This window comes from Adhaeribacter aerolatus (assembly GCF_007991635.1).
GTDB classification, from domain to species: Bacteria; Bacteroidota; Bacteroidia; order Cytophagales; family Hymenobacteraceae; genus Adhaeribacter; species Adhaeribacter aerolatus.
The window spans coordinates 1-15568 of the sequence record NZ_BJYS01000041.1 but is presented as its reverse complement, the minus strand read 5'-3'; the positions used below and the strand labels follow the sequence as shown (position 1 = coordinate 15568).

Sequence of the window (15568 nt, the reverse complement as noted above, 5' to 3'; positions counted from 1 at the left end):
AAAGGATTTTAAAAATCTAAATAAAAAAATAATTAAATCTATGTTATAATGCTTATAATTTGATATAGAGCAGTATTAAATATGAATATTTTTATGACAATGTATATTTGTGGATTTTAATTTAAGCTTATAATAATTGAATTGTTTAAATTGTGTGTTTGCCTAAAGGATAAATCAGGATAAGGAACAGGTTTAAATATGAGGGTTGCTTAATGTTAAAAATTAACAGCAGATATAAACTAGGTTCGGGTTTAGATATATTCTTTAAATATAATTAAGAGTCGATTGAGACAATTGCTATTTTTTAATCGGAGAATGAAGCTGGTTTGAGTAGTAAGAGGAAGATACTTGTAGAGTTAAGGATGCACCCCTTTAAATATTTTAGCAAAACAGCTATAATAATTTTAGGCAGCGATTAGGTCCGTAATTCTAAAGGCAGCATTTACTAAATTTCGTTCTTCAATAGCATAACTTACCTGCATCAGACGGAACCTTACTTGCTTCTTTGCGGCTAGGCCCCGGCAGTTTGGTTGTTGCGTCGACAGTACTTGTTTTAAAATTAGCAGGGGTTTTGCCAATTATTCTTTATAACTAACTTTATCTTTTTAATCAAAAGCGGCTCCTTTAATTATCTCTTTATTACGGTGTTTCAGAAGCGGACATGCAGTTGTATCAAAACCGGACAATATTTAAGCAGATAATAAAAAAATAGGCCTTAATGGATTGAAAAACAAAGCTTTGCTGTTTTGGCATTGTTCTTACTATATACTCTTCGGGTAAGCAACGATACCCACTTATAAACCATTACCATGGATACTATCATCAAAAAGAAGAAATGGACTACCAAAAGAATCCTGACCATTACAGGGGTAGCCCTGTTGGCGGTACTTATTCTGGCCAGCTTCTTTTCCACCACCGGCAAATCTAAACTAAATGTTGATACCCAACGCATTACCATTAGTCAGGTAACCAAAGGCAATTTCCAGGAATTTATTCCTATCGACGGTGTGGTGCTGCCCATTAAAACCATTTACCTGGATGCTACCGAAGGCGGACAAGTACAAAATATTTTAGTAGAAGACGGTGCCACGCTTACCCAGGGGCAACCTATTATTCAGTTAACCAACACCGATTTGCAACTGGAAATGGTGAACCGCGAAACTGCTGTTTTTGACCTGATTAACAACTTGCAGCACACCCGCAACCTGATGCAACAAAACCGGATAGCCCAATTAAACCAATTGGCTGATATCGATTTTAAGCTAACCGAAGCGAAACGGGTATTTGACATGAATAAAAAGCTGTACGAAGATAAAGTAATTCCCCGGCAGGAATATTTAGAAAGTCAGAATAATTACAATTATCAGATGCGCAAGCGCCAGTTAACCAGGCAAACCCTACGGCAGGATTCTGTATCGATGCAGCACCAAATCAGCCAGATGCAGGAATCGGTAACCCGCATGAAAAGCAACCTGGACCTGATGCGCAAAAAGATGGACGACTTAACCATAAAAGCCCCGGTGGCCGGTCAGATTACTTCTCTAAACGCCGAAATTGGCGAATCCAAAACCCGCGGCCAGCGCATTGGCCAGATAGACGTACTGAATGGTTTTAAAGTACGCGCCAACATCGACGAACATTACATCTCGCGCATCTTTACCGGCCAGAAAGGCGAGTTTGCTTTTAACGGCAAAACCTACGAACTCAGCGTGAAGAAAATATTTACTCAGGTTACCAACGGCCAGTTTCAGGTAGACATGGAATTTACCAGAGAGGTACCCCAAGGCATCCGGCGCGGCCAAACCCTGCAGGTACGTTTAGCCCTGAGCGATCAGACCCAGGCCGTATTAGTAGCCAAAGGCGGCTTCTACCAGAAAACCGGCGGCAACTGGATATTTAAAGTAGACGAAAACGGCAAAAAAGCTTACCGCACCGACATCCGCCTGGGCCGCCAGAACCCGGAATATTACGAAGTACTGGAAGGCTTGAGCCCCGGCGACAAAGTAGTAACCAGCAGCTACGAAAGCTACGAAGACATGGGTGAGTTGGTGATTAATGATTCTAGTAATTAGTAATTAGTTGTTAGTGATTAGTTTTTCGAAAATTTCCCAACTAAACACTAATTACTAATATCTAATCACTCACAGTTAACAACTACTCTTTACTTTTTGAATATAGGAATTTAGCATCTTTTTAATTTCCATTAGTTCATTATTAAGCAAAGAGAAGGAAGAGTCGGAAAGGTATGAAAGGTCTTTTGATAATAGAAGTTGATACTCTAGCTCGGAAGCAGAACCCATGGCAATGGTTAGAAATCTATGGAATTCAGCATAGCTTTGGCGGCCACTACCTTCGGCAATATTAGTAGGAATGGAAGCGCTGGCACGGCGAATTTGACTCGTGAGGCCAAATTTTTTTTCTGCGGGGAAAGATGCAGAAGTTTTATAGATATTAAGTGTAAGCTGATGGCTTCGTTGCCAGATTAACAAATCCTTAAAATTCTTCATTACAGTAGCGTTTGAGGACAGAACAAAAAGGGAAAAATAAAATTCAAAACAGATAAAATGGTTAGAAGAACTAACCACTAATAACTAACTACTAATCACTTAGCAATGATTAAAATAGAAAACTTGGAAAAGGTTTACCGGACCGAAGAAGTGGAGACCAAAGCGCTGAATAAAGTATCCATTGAGGTAAACGAAGGCGAATTTGTAGCCATAATGGGCCCTTCGGGGTGTGGTAAATCTACACTGCTGAATATTTTGGGTTTGCTGGATGAACCAGATGGCGGCAGCTTTAAATTTATTGGTACTGAAATTAGTAAGTTTAATGAGCGAAACCGGGCCGATTTGCGCAAGAAAAATATTGGTTTCGTGTTTCAGAGCTTCAACCTGATTGATGAACTGACGGTGTTTGAAAACGTGGAGCTGCCATTAATTTATTTGGGTGTAAGTGCCGCCGAGCGCAAAGAAAAAGTAGAGAAAGTACTGGAGAAAATGCAGATCATGCACCGGCGCAACCACTTCCCGCAGCAGTTATCGGGCGGGCAGCAACAGCGGGTGGCGGTGGCCCGGGCGGTAATCAATAACCCCAAATTAATCCTGGCCGATGAGCCCACCGGTAACCTCGATTCGACCAACGGCAACGAGGTAATGGAACTGCTGACGGAGCTGAACGAAGCCGGTACTACGGTAATTATGGTTACGCACTCCGAGCACGATGCCCGTTATGCCCACCGCATCATTCGCTTACTCGACGGTGAAGTAGTAATGGAAAACGTGCGCGAGCAGTTTACAGTCTGATAGCTAAAATATACCCAAAGCATTTGAAAAGTCCCCCTTTGGAGGAGGTAGGGGGAGGACAAACAAGAGATGATAATCTGTAAACTTTCTCAATTGGCAAAAGCCCTATAGATATTTGTCAGGTATAAAGCCCTGAAAATCAATATTTATGTATTTGGTTAAATAATACCGGAGGCACCGGGTGGCGCTTCCCCGGATCTTTATTGCCTGCTGTTATGTTCAAAAACTATCTGAAATTTGCTGTGCGTAACCTTGTTAAAAGGAAGAGTTACGCTTTTATCAATATTCTCGGCTTGTCTCTGGGGTTAGCCAGCGTAATGGCGTTAGGGTTACTGGTTTATCAGTATTATACCATAGATAGCATTCAGGTAAACAAAGACCGGATGTATTACCTGAAAACGTATGCGCCCGATGGAAACGGCTATAGCCAAACTTCATTTCCTTTATTATACGAAATACAAAAAGTCGCTCCGGAAGTAGAAGCCGCTACGCATATTCAAAGTTGGAACTGGCCCTGGCTGAAATATGGTAGCCGCGAGGCGCAGGGAAATACCGCTTATGTAGATACCGATTTTTTTAAAGTATTTTCTTATAAACTAAAGTCCGGAAACCGGGAAACGGCATTAAGCCAGAAATTCAGCGTTGTTATTTCGGAAGCTTTAGAAAAGCAATTGTTTGGTGCAGGCAAAGGTTTAGGTAAAATTGTAGCCGCCGATGATTCTATTCTGCTTACGGTTACCGGGGTACTGGAAAAAATATCATCTAATTCTTCTATAAAGGCCGAGGTCTTGCTTCCTATGGCGCTTCTTAGCGATACAGAAGATTTTAAACAAGGGTCTAATTGGTACAATACCTTTGCCTCTAATTACCTGCTACTTCATAAAGGTTCCGACCCCAAAAGGTTAGATCAGAAAATAAACACCATTTTTCAGCAATATTCTCCTCCCGAAGTAAAGTCCAATACGGTTAAAACGGTACCCTTTGCGCAGATTACCCAGGAAGGAGATACCAATATAAGCGCCATTGTTGCCGTGGCGGCGGCGGTATTTATCTTGCTAATTGTAATGGTTAATCTCCTCAATCTCAACGCCGCTACCATGTTTACCCGGACCAAAGAAGTAGCCGTGCGGCAAATGCTCGGTTCGGGCAAACGGAGTATCATCATCCAGTTTTGTGTAGAAAATGCATTGATTATGCTGGTTTCCTTACTGGCAGGTTATCTGGTATTTACCAATTTTCTGCTGCCCCAAATGAATAAAATAATAAGCCCCAATTTCGGGGAGGTAATATTTCAGTGGCAACAGGATTATTTGCTGGTACTCTTATTTGCCTTATGTATTCTGGTCCTGATTGTGATAGCCGGTTCCTATCCGGCCCTTCATTTAACCTCCGTAAAAGTAACCGATACCATAAAAGGAAATATTAGTAGTAAGGGAGATAAAAAATCAGTCCGGAATACTTTTATAGGCTTACAATTTACTCTGGCAATTATTCTCATTGGCGCGGCCTTGATCTTAAATCAGCAGATAGGTTTCATGAAAATGGCCTCGCTGGGTTTTGACAAAGACAATGTGGTGGTAATTAATCTGGATCTGGCTTTTAAAAATCCCAAGACGGCAGCCGGCAAGTTTGAGGTAATCCTGAATTCATTGCGAAACAACCCTTATGTAAATTCATTTTCAACTACCCGGGAAATCCCCACCCAATACTGGTCGAATTATAATGATTACATAGATGTAGAAACGAACAAAAAGGTAAAGCTACGGCAACCAAATGTAGATGCCGGATTTGCCCGAACTTATGAGATACCAGTTGCGCAAGGTAGAAACTTTAAGGATGATTTAGCGGCCAGTGAAGGCAGAAGCATCATGCTGAATGAAACCGCGGTAAAAGCATTTGGCTGGACCAATCCGGTTGGGAAGCAAATAAGACCGGACGGCGGAGACAACGAAGTATTGACCATTGTGGGAGTAATGAAAGATTTTCACTACAGTGATTTACAAAAACCTATCGAACCTTTGGTGCATGCGTATCGCGGCAAACCCGGCCTGGACTATAGTAAATATTTAAGCATAAACCTGGATATGCGCCATAGTAAAGCGGTTTTGACCAGCATCGAGAAGCAGTTTAAAGGTATGCCGGCCAGAAGACCTTTTACTTACCATTATATGAATGACCTGGTAGGGGAGCAGTATAATCTGCTTTCGGGCATTTTAAAAATAACCAATTATGTCGCCTTTCTTACCATTGCCATTGCCTGCATGGGTATGCTGGGGCTTATTGCTTTATCTACGCGCCGCCGGGTAAAGGAAATAGGTATTCGTAAGGTGTTAGGAGCGAGTGTGCTGGATATTACAGCCCTTATTTCTAAAGATTTTGTGCGGATAATATTGGTTGCTATAATAATTGCTACTCCCATTGCCTGGTACGCCATGCATATATGGCTGCAGGATTTTGCCTATCAGATAAAAATACAATGGTGGATGTTTGCCTTGGCTGGGGTACTGGCAATATTTATTGCTTTAATCACCATAAGCTTCCTGGCCATTAAAGCCGCGGTAGCCAACCCGGTAAAGAGCCTGCGGACGGAGTAAAAAGCAAGCTTTAAACTAGCGAAATTGAAATCAGCTGCTAACCCCATAGCTATTACAGAAGTTTAAAAGTTTAATGTTTATCATACAAACTTATGCTGAAAAATTATATCAAAATTGCTTTTCGGAATTTGCTGAAAAACAAACTTTTTAGTCTGATCAATATTGGTGGAATGGCAATCAGCATGGCCTCCTGCCTCATTATTTCATTCTTTATCTATGATGAGCTGAAATTTGATAAACACGTAGCGGACTTCGAACTTAAATACCGGGTTTACGGAGAATTTAAAAAGGATAGCAAGCCTTTTTCCATGGTACCGCCCCCCGTTGGTCCGCGGTTAACTGCCGAATACCCCGAAGTAGAATTCTACACGAGATATTTAAATGCGATAGATCCGGCTTTATTTGAGGTGGGCGAAAAAAAGGTAACCGAAGATAAAGGAGGCTTCGCCGATCCGTCTATTTTCGACATGTTTAGCCTGCAACTGCTGGAAGGAAACAGGAACACGGCTTTAAAGGAACCCGGTACCATTGCTATCAACCAAACGTTGAAACAAAAATATTTTGGCGATAAACCGGCCTTGGGCGAAAGCATTAAAATAAACAACGAGAACGTTAGGGTGGCGGCCGTGTTCGAAGATTTCTCTTCGCACGACCACTTGCAGTTGAATTATTTTCTCCCCATGGCAGAATTGGCGCAGCAACAACCTGAGCGCATGCAGGACTGGGGATGGACGCAGTTTTTTACCTATATCAAACTAAAACCAGGCACCAATACAGAGCTGCTGGAAGCCAAACTGAAAGACTTCGTGGAACGCAATGCCCGGGAAGAAAATTTTTATGTACCCCATTTAATGCCCCTTGCTAAAATTCATCTTCATGCTACTGATCAGTTATGGGACATAGCCGTACGGGGTAATATCCAGACGGTTTACATCCTAGTGGCCACTGCCATTTTTATTCTAATCATATCCATCCTCAACTTCGTAAATCTTTCGACTGCGCGGGCGGTAAGTCGCGTGAAAGAGGTAGGCCTGCGCAAAGTAGTGGGGGCATTCCGGTTGCAAATCATCTATCAGTTCATCAGCGAATCTATGGTTATTGCGCTGATTGCTTTGCTAACGGGCGGACTGATCACGGCCGTTATATTGCCCTCGTTGAATGCCTTTACGGGCAAGAACATACCAATAGACGTTTTTCTCCAGCCACAATTTGGGCTGATGCTCCTAATATTTGCCCTGATAATTGGTATAGCGGCCGGGGCTTATCCAGCCTTTTACATTTCGGGCTATAATCCGGCGCATATTCTGTTGCACAAACAATCGGGGCGGGCGGGCAAGGCTCTGATGCGAAAAGGGCTGGTTGTGCTGCAGTTCATCCTTTCCTTCTTCCTGATTATTGCCTCGCTTACCGTATCGCAGCAGTTTAAGTTCATGCGTACTACGGACATGGGTTTTGACAAAGATAACCTCCTGGTGGTGCAACTCACGGATGAGATGAACCAGAAACCCGAAACAACCAAGGCGCTCTTCTCCAATCACCCGAACATCCTCAGTGCTTCCCTCTGTTACGGTCTGCCGGGCGAAGCCTATGCCGGTGAGACAATTGTGGATAAGGCAACAAACAAGGAACTGGGTATAAAAATGCTGTTCGTAGACCATGATTACGTAAAAACCATGGGGTTGGAACTGGTTGCCGGCCGGGGCTTTTCCAAAGACTTTTCTTCCGATGCACGCGAGGCTTTTATCCTGAGTGAGGCCGCTGCAAAGGTGCTGGGCTATAGCAATCCGGCCGATGCCCTAAACCACCCACTTGCCTGGCCCGACGACGATGCGCCCAAAGAAGGAAAGGTGGTGGGGATTGTAAAAGATATCCAGCTCAACAGCATGCGGGACAACCTGGAACCGGTGGTGCTGCATGTTACGCCGGGTAATTATAGTTCCTTAATCATGCGGATTAAGCCTACGGAAGTTCCGGCCACCCTGGCGCATCTAGAAGAAACCTGGAAAGTAATTAACACCAAATGGCCTTTTGATTACCGGTTTCTGGACGAGAACTTCGATAAAATGTACAAATCGGAAGAAAAGCTGGCTACGCTGTTTACCTTTTTTACGGGCTTTACCATTTTTGTGGCCTGCCTCGGCCTTTTTGGTTTAGTAGTTTATAATACCACCCAAAAGTACAAGGAAATCAGCATCCGAAAAGTGCTGGGTGCCGGCGAGTTAACGGTGGTAATACAACTCACGAAAAATTATCTGTTGCTTCTCGGTTTTGCGTTCATCATTGCCATTCCGTTTAGTTATTACGCCGCTTGGCACTGGCTCCAGAACTTTGCTTTTCGGATTCCGCTCACGCCTTTGCTCTTCCTCAAAGCCGGCTTGTTTATTACCGTACTCTCTTTGTTAACCGTCGGCATACAAGCTTATAAAGCGGCAAGGGCAAATCCGGTTAATGGCTTAAAACAGTAAGCAGTGAATTCGAGCATTAAAAAATGGCAGGACTACAAACCATTATTTGGCAGGCTACAGACGGCATTACTTTGCCGATGGTTAGTTCCCAGCGCCTGAAAGTGGTCTTAATGAATCTGATGGTAAAACTTATCTGGTGTGAACCCAGAAGCCAGAAAGCATTAATTGCTTTACTCAACCTTAGTTTTAATTCGGTACAGGCCGCGTTGGCCATTTTTATTGGTTGCTTAGGTTTATTCGGGTTGGCCACTTTTGCCGCCGAGCAACGCACGAAAGAAATCGGTATCCGCAAAGTGTTAGGGGCCAGCATCCAGAGTGTGGTTATTATGCTCTCAAAAGATTTTTTGAAACTGGTTTTCATTGCGGCGTTTATTGCGTTTCCGGTGGCGTGGTACGCCATGCACCAGTGGCTCCAGGATTTTGCTTACCGCATTGATTTGGGCTGGGGAATATTTGCTTTGGCTGGCGGCTTAGGTGTTTTAATTGCTTTGTTTACAGTTAGCTTTCAGGCCATCCGGGCGGCGGTTGCTAATCCGGTAAAATCGCTGCGGAGTGAGTAAGTAAATTATTAGAGTTTGTGAATAATGGGATTTTTCGCTAAAAGGGGATGATGGTCAATTGAACCTCCCCCTACCCCCTCCAAAGGGGGGCTTTCGGGTAATGCGGTTTTTGAAGAAAACGCATTGATAAAAGGTATTGAATTGATTATGAATTTTTTTTGCAAAATTTTCCGAGGAAATATTGCCCAGCCTGCGAAAGTCCCCCTTTGGAGGGGGTAGGGGAGGAACTTACGCAACTAAGATAAAAAAGCTTTCTGCGTTATCGCTATAAAGCATAGGTTTCAAGTAATCTTTTATTTAAATAAAAATCCAGTACAAATTCTAAATACATAAATAAAAATCATATTAATCATAAAAATCAGCTTAATCCTGGTTAAGACAATTTAAATTATTTACGGCCATGTTCAAAAATTACCTCAAAATTGCTTTTCGCAACTTGTGGCGCAATAAAACCTTCTCGGCTATCAATATTCTGGGCCTGGCCATTGGTATTGCCACCTGCCTGGTTATTACCTTGTTTGTAGCGCATGAACTCAGCTACGACCTTTATCACGAAAAAGCGGATCGGCTGGTGCGGGTCGTGTTCCGGGCCTCGATTCAGGGCGATAAAATAAAAGAAGCGGTGGTGATGCCGCCGGTTGCCCAAACCCTGCTGGCTGATTACCCCGAAGTGCAGGCCGCTACCCGCATTCGCCACGCAGGCGAACCCATGGTAACCTACGGCGACAAAGCTTTTAAAGAAACATCCCTGGCCCACGTAGATGCTAACTTTTTCGAGGTATTTACGCTGCCCTTGCTGCAAGGCGACCCGAAAACGGCCCTAGTGCAGCCTTATACGGTGGTTATTTCCCGGGCTACGGCGCAAAAATATTTCGGAAATGCCGACCCTATTGGCAAGGTGCTGAACTTTAAAACCTGGGAAAAAACGTACCGCGTTACTGGCGTTTTCGATAAAATACCCGCCAATACCCATTTCCACTTCGACCTGATTGCCTCGCTGGCCTCCGATCTGGATGCCAAATCTTCTTCCTGGATGACATCGAACTATTACACCTACCTGGTGCTGCCTAAAGGGTACGATTACAAAAAGCTGGAAGCCAAGCTGCCGCAGGCCATAGAAAAATACATGGGCCCCCAAATGATAGAAGCCATGGGCATGAACCTGGCCGAGTTTCGTAAGAAAGGCAACAAGATTGGTTTGTTCCTGGAACCAGTTACCCGTATTCATTTGCATTCAGAATCTACCAACGATATGCAGCCCAAAGGCGATATCCGGTACGTGTATGTTTTCGGTGCCATTGCGGTTTTTATGCTTTTAATTGCCTGCATCAATTTCATGAATCTATCTACGGCTGGTGCTTCTAAACGGGCTAGGGAGGTAGGTATCCGCAAGGTGCTGGGCTCGGTAAAGTTGCAATTGGTGCGGCAGTTTTTGCTAGAATCTATCCTGGTAACGATGTTGGCTTTAGGCTTGGCTGTTTTGTTTGTGCAATTGGCCTTACCAATATTTAACCAACTGGCCGGTAAAATTTTAGCGTTTAATCTGCTGGCGCATCCGGGTTTGTTGCCGGGGCTGCTGGTTTTCGGCTTGTTTATTGGGGTGCTGGCGGGTTCTTACCCGGCTTTCTTTTTGTCGTCTTTCCGGCCGGTAGCCGTACTGAAAGGGAAACTAACCACGGCTAAGAGCAGCCTGAGTTTACGTAGCGGCCTGGTAGTTTTTCAGTTTTTCGTTTCCATTACCCTCATGATTAGTACGGTGCTGGTATACCAGCAACTGCGGTATATCTGGAACAAGGAACTGGGCTACAACAAAGATCAGGTGCTGGTGCTGCCCGAAACCTGGGTATTGGGCCAACAGGAGAAAGTATTTCTGAACCAACTGGCCCAGGATCCTAGAGTGGTGAGTATGAGTGCTTCGGGTTATTTGCCGGCTGGCCCTACCTACGGCAACAACAACATGATCTACACCGAAGACAATCCGAATCAATTAGTCAAAACCCTGAAGTACGAAGTAGACCACCAATATATTCCTACGTTGGGCATGCACCTGGTAGCCGGCCGTAATTTTTCTAAAGATTTGGCCAGCGACTCGCTCGGGGTAATTCTAAACCAAACCGCCGTGCGCACTTACGGCTGGGAAAAAGACCCGCTGGGCCGGCGCCTGACTGATTTTGTAAATAACCAGGGTGAAAAAAAGAATTACCAGGTTATTGGTGTGGTAAAGGATTTTCATTTTAAATCGCTGCACGAGCGCATTTCGCCGCTCATGATGGTGCTGGGCCGGCACTCCGGTTCCGTAATCGTAAAAGCCAAAACCACCGATATGGCGGGTTTGCTTAATTCTATGGAGAATAACTGGAAAGGTTTAACTGCCGATGCTCCGTTCACTTACTCTTTTCTGGATGAACGTTTCCAGGCTACTTACGAAACCGAAAGAAAAACTGGTACCATCCTGGCCATTTTTGCCGGACTTACCATTTTTATTGCCTGTTTGGGCCTGTTGGGTTTAGCCATTTTTATGGCCGAGCAGCGCACCAAGGAAATCGGCATCCGCAAGGTGCTGGGGGCTTCGGTAACCAATATTTTAGCCTTACTCTCGAAAGATTTCCTAAAGCTGGTTTTAATAGCCAATATTATTGCCTGGCCGCTGGCCTGGTACGCCATGCACCAGTGGCTGCAGGATTTTGAATACCGCATCCATATCAGCCTCTGGATTTTTGCGCTGGCCGGAATGGCCGCCCTGCTGGTAGCCTTGCTCACCATCAGCATTCAGGCCCTGCGAGCCGCCTTATCTAACCCGGTAAATTCTCTGCGAAGCGAGTAAGTAATATTTTGGTACTTGGGTAATGATAATACTGGTTTAACCGGATAACTGCCCATCCTAAATCTAATTCGGTAGGGAAAAAGGAAAAGACAATTGCTGGTGCGAGCTTGTAGCTCGTATCACCATTTTACAACGGGACATGGCAGTATTGTTGAAGCTTTTTAATTAAATTCACCTTTGTTCGTATTCTTTTTAAAGGGTCGGGCTGATAAATAAGTACGAGCTACAAGCTCGCACTAGCGCTAAAAGCAGTATTTGACTATACGTTGAGTCTCCAGTTTTCCCTACAAAATTAGCTTCGGAGGGGGTGGAGTGGTTACCTTTTAATAAACCTGACCGTAGCATGTTGTACAATTTCTTCAAGATAGCTTTCCGCAACCTGCTGCGGCACCGCAGCCATTCAATAATAAATATTCTGGGTTTAGCACTGGGCATTACGGGGGCAATTCTTATTTTTTTGCTGGTTAAATTTCATTTGAGTACCGACCGCTACCATGCCAAAGCCGACCGTATTTACCGGGTAGTTACGGATTTACACCTGGAAGCAGGGAATATTGAATATGGCCCCGGCAGTCCGTACCCGATGGGTCGCGCCATTCAAAACGATTTTCCGCATATTGATACCACCGCCTTTATTATCCGGAACCAGGCTTTGACCGTGGAGGTGCCGGCTACCAGTGTAAATAAACCCAATCGCTACCTCGAAAAAGAAGGCATCAGCTTTGTCAGCCCGGAATGGTTTAGCCTCTTTGATTACCAATGGCTGGCCGGCGACCCGCAGCACGCCCTGGCCGAACCCAACGCGGTGGTGCTCACGAAAAAATGGGCGCGGAAATATTTCGGCCGCGAAAACCCGGTGGGTAAGATATTGCAGATAAATAACCGGTTTACTTTCAAGGTAACAGGTTTGCTGCAGAATTATCCGGAAAATACCGGTACAAAAGCCGATATGTTGGTGTCGCTGAGTACCTACAAGATAATAAGGCCGGAGTTTCCGGAAAACGATTGGGGCTGGATTGACAGCAACAAGGAAACCTTTGTGCTGCTGCCGCCTGACTTCACCGCCGCCGAATTTGATAGCGCTATGCCGGCCTTCTCCCGGAAATATCACGGCGAACTTGACCAGGTATACCACCACCATTTGCAGCCCCTGAGTGATATTCATTTTAACGAACGTTACAAAGGCGTTATCCGGAAACCTTTGCTCTGGGGCTTAAGCCTGGTTGGGGTTTTCCTGGTGGTAATTGCGGGCATTAATTTTGTAAATCTGGCTACGGTGCAATCGTTCCGCCGGGCCAAAGAAATTGGCGTCCGTAAGGTTTTGGGCAGCTCGCCGGCCCAGCTCTTCGGGCAGTTTATGTCCGAAACTGCTTTGCTAATAATAGCCGCTACTTTTACCTCGCTGCTCTTAGCCAAAGTCTTTTTGCCTTACCTGAACGCCTTAACTAACCTCCCGTTACGTCTCAACCTGGCCACAGACCCGCTGCTGTGGCTTTTCCTGGTGGTACTGGTTTTAATAATTATTTTGCTGGCGGGTTTTTACCCCGCGTTTGTCTTGTCGGGCTTTAACCCGGTAGCGGCTTTAAAAGGCCAGGTGGCCACCCCCCAAATAAGTATGGCGGCTCTGCGCCGGACGCTGGTGGTAACCCAGTTTGTCATTGCCCAGGTGCTCCTTATCTGTACGCTGGTGGTAGCCAACCAAATGAAGCTTTTCCGGACTACCGATTTGGGTTTTGAGACCGAGGCCGTGGTAATGGTGCCTTTGCCGGCGCAAAATACGAGCAAAATGGAAGCCTTCCACCACGAATTAAAACAGCACGCTGGCGTGCGCCAGGTTAGTTTCTGCTTCCGGCCGCCGGCTTCTACTACTTATAACGGGGGCAGCTTTAAGTACCACAACCGACCCGACTGGGAAATTTTCCCGGTGCGGTCCAAATGGGCCGATTCGGAATACCTGGCTACTTTCAGCCTGAAGCTGCTGGCCGGCCGCAATATTACGGACCGGGATTCCACGCTGGAGCTTCTGGTAAATGAAGCGTTACTGCGCAAATTGCAAATCCGGGACGCTAACGAAATAATTGGCAAACAACTAATTATCGGGGAGTTGGGCGACAAGCCGGGTAAAGTAGTGGGCGTAGTGAGCGATTTTAACCTGCGCTCTTTACACACCGATATTGATCCCTGCGTAATAGGTAACGCGCCCCAAACCTACCAATTTGCCGCCATTACCCTGCAGGGAAACAACTTAGCCGCCACCTTGCCGGTAATCCGGGATAAGTGGCAGGCCGCCTATCCGGCCGAAGTTTTTGAATACCAGTTTGTAGATGAGCAAATTGCCCGCTTTTACGCCACCGAAGAAATGTTGGCTAAACTAGTGCAGGTTTTTACCTGGCTGGCTATTTTTATCAGCTGCCTGGGTTTATACGGCCTCATTTCCTTTACCACCGCGCAACGGACAAAGGAGATAGGCATCCGCAAGGTTTTAGGCGCTTCGTCCGCCACTATTATTCGGCTACTCACCACCGATTTTCTGCGGCTGGTTTTACTGGCTAATATAATTGCCTGGCCGTTGGCAGGCTGGGCTATGCACCGCTGGCTCCAGGATTATGCTTACCGTACCAATATTAGCTGGTGGATATTTGCTTTGGCTGGTCTAGCGGCAGTAATTATTGCTTTATTGACGGTGAGTTACCAAGCGCTAAAAGCGGCTTTGGCTAATCCGGTAAAAGCCTTGCGGAATGAGTAAGTAGTATTAATTCTTCTGCCTCCATGGTTAATCATTTACTTAACATATTTTCTAAATGCTGAAACAATTTGGACTATAAAGAAAGCGAGAATAATTCTATGTAGTGCATCGAGAAAATATAATGAAGCAGTTAATTCTATTTTTATTTTCATTCCGTCAAACATCCTGTTAATAGATCTAGCAGGATTAAAAAGTTGAGGAAAAATGAAAAGTTTATCAGATATACATTGAATCGTTGTTGTAATATCTGGAAGACTTCTAGCTGGTAACCATTCAAGTTCTGGTGATATATCAATTGCAATTAGTATAAAGAATAATGTTGTGATTCCAGTAACCCAATAAAGTGGTTTTCGCCAGTTTAAGCCAAAATCATTTGTTTGGCTTAACAACAGAATCATTCTATCATTTTTAAAAAAATGTTCTTTCGTTTTAATAGATTGTTTAAATGCTTTTAATTCTAATGCTTGAAATTCTAGTGCTTGTATTTTGTCTCCTTGCTTCTCTGAAGATTGTTTTAGCTGCCGGAATACTTCTCTTTTTTTTATATAAAAGTCTTGTCTTGGATAAGATTCTACAATTAATTTCTCATCACTAAACCAAGTGACTCCTGTAGTAATAATTTCACTTAATTGGGAATCGAAAATAGCGACTTTTGAAAAGGAATCGAATGAGAAGTTAAAAAATTGGCCCTTACCTAAATTTGAAAACCATATTCTTAACTCAGAATTTTCTTTTGAAATTGCCTCACATGATGAAAATAAAATGTTGCCATAATTGGAAAAGTGGTTAAACGATACGCTTTCAAACTTGCTACTTGTAAAAATAATGTTTCCTTTATGATTATCACCACTTATCTTCACTTTATTAAAAAGACAGCCATCGAATAAAACGGTGCCAGCTAAAATTGGTGAAGCTTTTAAATGCAAGGTGTTGATTATTTTATTAGCCCCTTTAAGTATAAAACCATTCCCGAACTTAGTATCAGAAATGTACAAATCTCCAATTGTGCCTATTCTATCGTTTGTATAATCTTCAATTTCAATAAGTAAATTCTTTTTAAACTCGCTCCCATAAACA

Annotated in this window: 8 protein-coding genes and 1 pseudogene; 7 read left to right on the top strand and 2 right to left on the bottom strand. The window is 44.1% G+C overall.

Annotated features, from left to right (window positions below):
• Window positions 1-809: 809 nt before the first annotated feature.
• Window positions 810-2072 (top strand): efflux RND transporter periplasmic adaptor subunit, encoded by a 1263-nt coding sequence (locus AAE02nite_RS21315; protein WP_146902894.1) that lies wholly within the window; start codon window positions 810-812, stop codon window positions 2070-2072.
• 75 nt (window positions 2073-2147) lie between these two features.
• Here the strand turns inward: AAE02nite_RS21315 and AAE02nite_RS21310 are convergent, their stop codons facing one another.
• On the bottom strand, window positions 2148-2507 hold the full coding sequence (locus tag AAE02nite_RS21310) for a four helix bundle protein (protein ID WP_146902891.1): 360 nt from the start codon (window positions 2505-2507) through the stop codon (window positions 2148-2150).
• Between the two features lie 105 nt (window positions 2508-2612).
• Here AAE02nite_RS21310 and AAE02nite_RS21305 point away from each other — a divergent pair, with 105 nt between their 5' ends.
• The 6 genes and pseudogenes from AAE02nite_RS21305 to AAE02nite_RS21280 all read left to right on the top strand — a co-directional run bounded on the left by AAE02nite_RS21305 (window position 2613) and on the right by AAE02nite_RS21280 (window position 14491).
• Window positions 2613-3302, top strand: coding sequence for an ABC transporter ATP-binding protein (locus tag AAE02nite_RS21305; protein ID WP_146902888.1), 690 nt, complete (start codon window positions 2613-2615; stop codon window positions 3300-3302).
• A gap of 215 nt (window positions 3303-3517) precedes the next feature.
• Window positions 3518-5896 carry an ABC transporter permease gene (locus tag AAE02nite_RS21300; protein WP_146902885.1) on the top strand — a complete coding sequence of 793 codons (2379 nt, stop codon included), beginning with the start codon at window positions 3518-3520 and terminating at the stop codon, window positions 5894-5896.
• 92 nt (window positions 5897-5988) lie between these two features.
• Window positions 5989-8361: an ABC transporter permease gene (locus AAE02nite_RS21295; RefSeq protein ID WP_146902882.1), complete on the top strand. Its 2373-nt coding sequence runs from the start codon at window positions 5989-5991 to the stop codon at window positions 8359-8361.
• Between the two features lie 200 nt (window positions 8362-8561).
• A pseudogene (locus AAE02nite_RS21290) lies at window positions 8562-8921 on the top strand (ABC transporter permease); the annotation flags it as partial.
• Window positions 8922-9321: 400 nt separating this feature from the next.
• On the top strand, window positions 9322-11745 hold the full coding sequence (locus AAE02nite_RS21285; protein ID WP_146902875.1) for an ABC transporter permease: 2424 nt from the start codon (window positions 9322-9324) through the stop codon (window positions 11743-11745).
• A 343-nt stretch (window positions 11746-12088) separates the two neighbouring features.
• Window positions 12089-14491, top strand: a complete 2403-nt coding sequence (locus AAE02nite_RS21280) for an ABC transporter permease (protein WP_146902872.1) — start codon at window positions 12089-12091, stop codon at window positions 14489-14491.
• A gap of 35 nt (window positions 14492-14526) precedes the next feature.
• On the opposite strand, the gene AAE02nite_RS26405 is transcribed toward AAE02nite_RS21280, so the two are convergent.
• On the bottom strand, window positions 14527-15568 hold a 1042-nt coding region (locus AAE02nite_RS26405; RefSeq protein ID WP_170252661.1), incomplete at its 5' end, for a hypothetical protein.

What these genes read in the sequence shown, in the direction of transcription:
- AAE02nite_RS21305 (WP_146902888.1), top strand. Translation starts at nt 2,613, where the DNA reads ATGATTAAAATAGAAAACTTGGAAAAGGTTTACCGGACCGAAGAAGTG.
- AAE02nite_RS21310 (WP_146902891.1), bottom strand. Translation starts at nt 2,507, where the DNA reads ATGAAGAATTTTAAGGATTTGTTAATCTGGCAACGAAGCCATCAGCTT.
- AAE02nite_RS21295 (WP_146902882.1), top strand. Translation starts at nt 5,989, where the DNA reads ATGCTGAAAAATTATATCAAAATTGCTTTTCGGAATTTGCTGAAAAAC.
- AAE02nite_RS21300 (WP_146902885.1), top strand. Translation starts at nt 3,518, where the DNA reads ATGTTCAAAAACTATCTGAAATTTGCTGTGCGTAACCTTGTTAAAAGG.
- AAE02nite_RS21315 (WP_146902894.1), top strand. Translation starts at nt 810, where the DNA reads ATGGATACTATCATCAAAAAGAAGAAATGGACTACCAAAAGAATCCTG.
- AAE02nite_RS21285 (WP_146902875.1), top strand. Translation starts at nt 9,322, where the DNA reads ATGTTCAAAAATTACCTCAAAATTGCTTTTCGCAACTTGTGGCGCAAT.
- AAE02nite_RS21280 (WP_146902872.1), top strand. Translation starts at nt 12,089, where the DNA reads ATGTTGTACAATTTCTTCAAGATAGCTTTCCGCAACCTGCTGCGGCAC.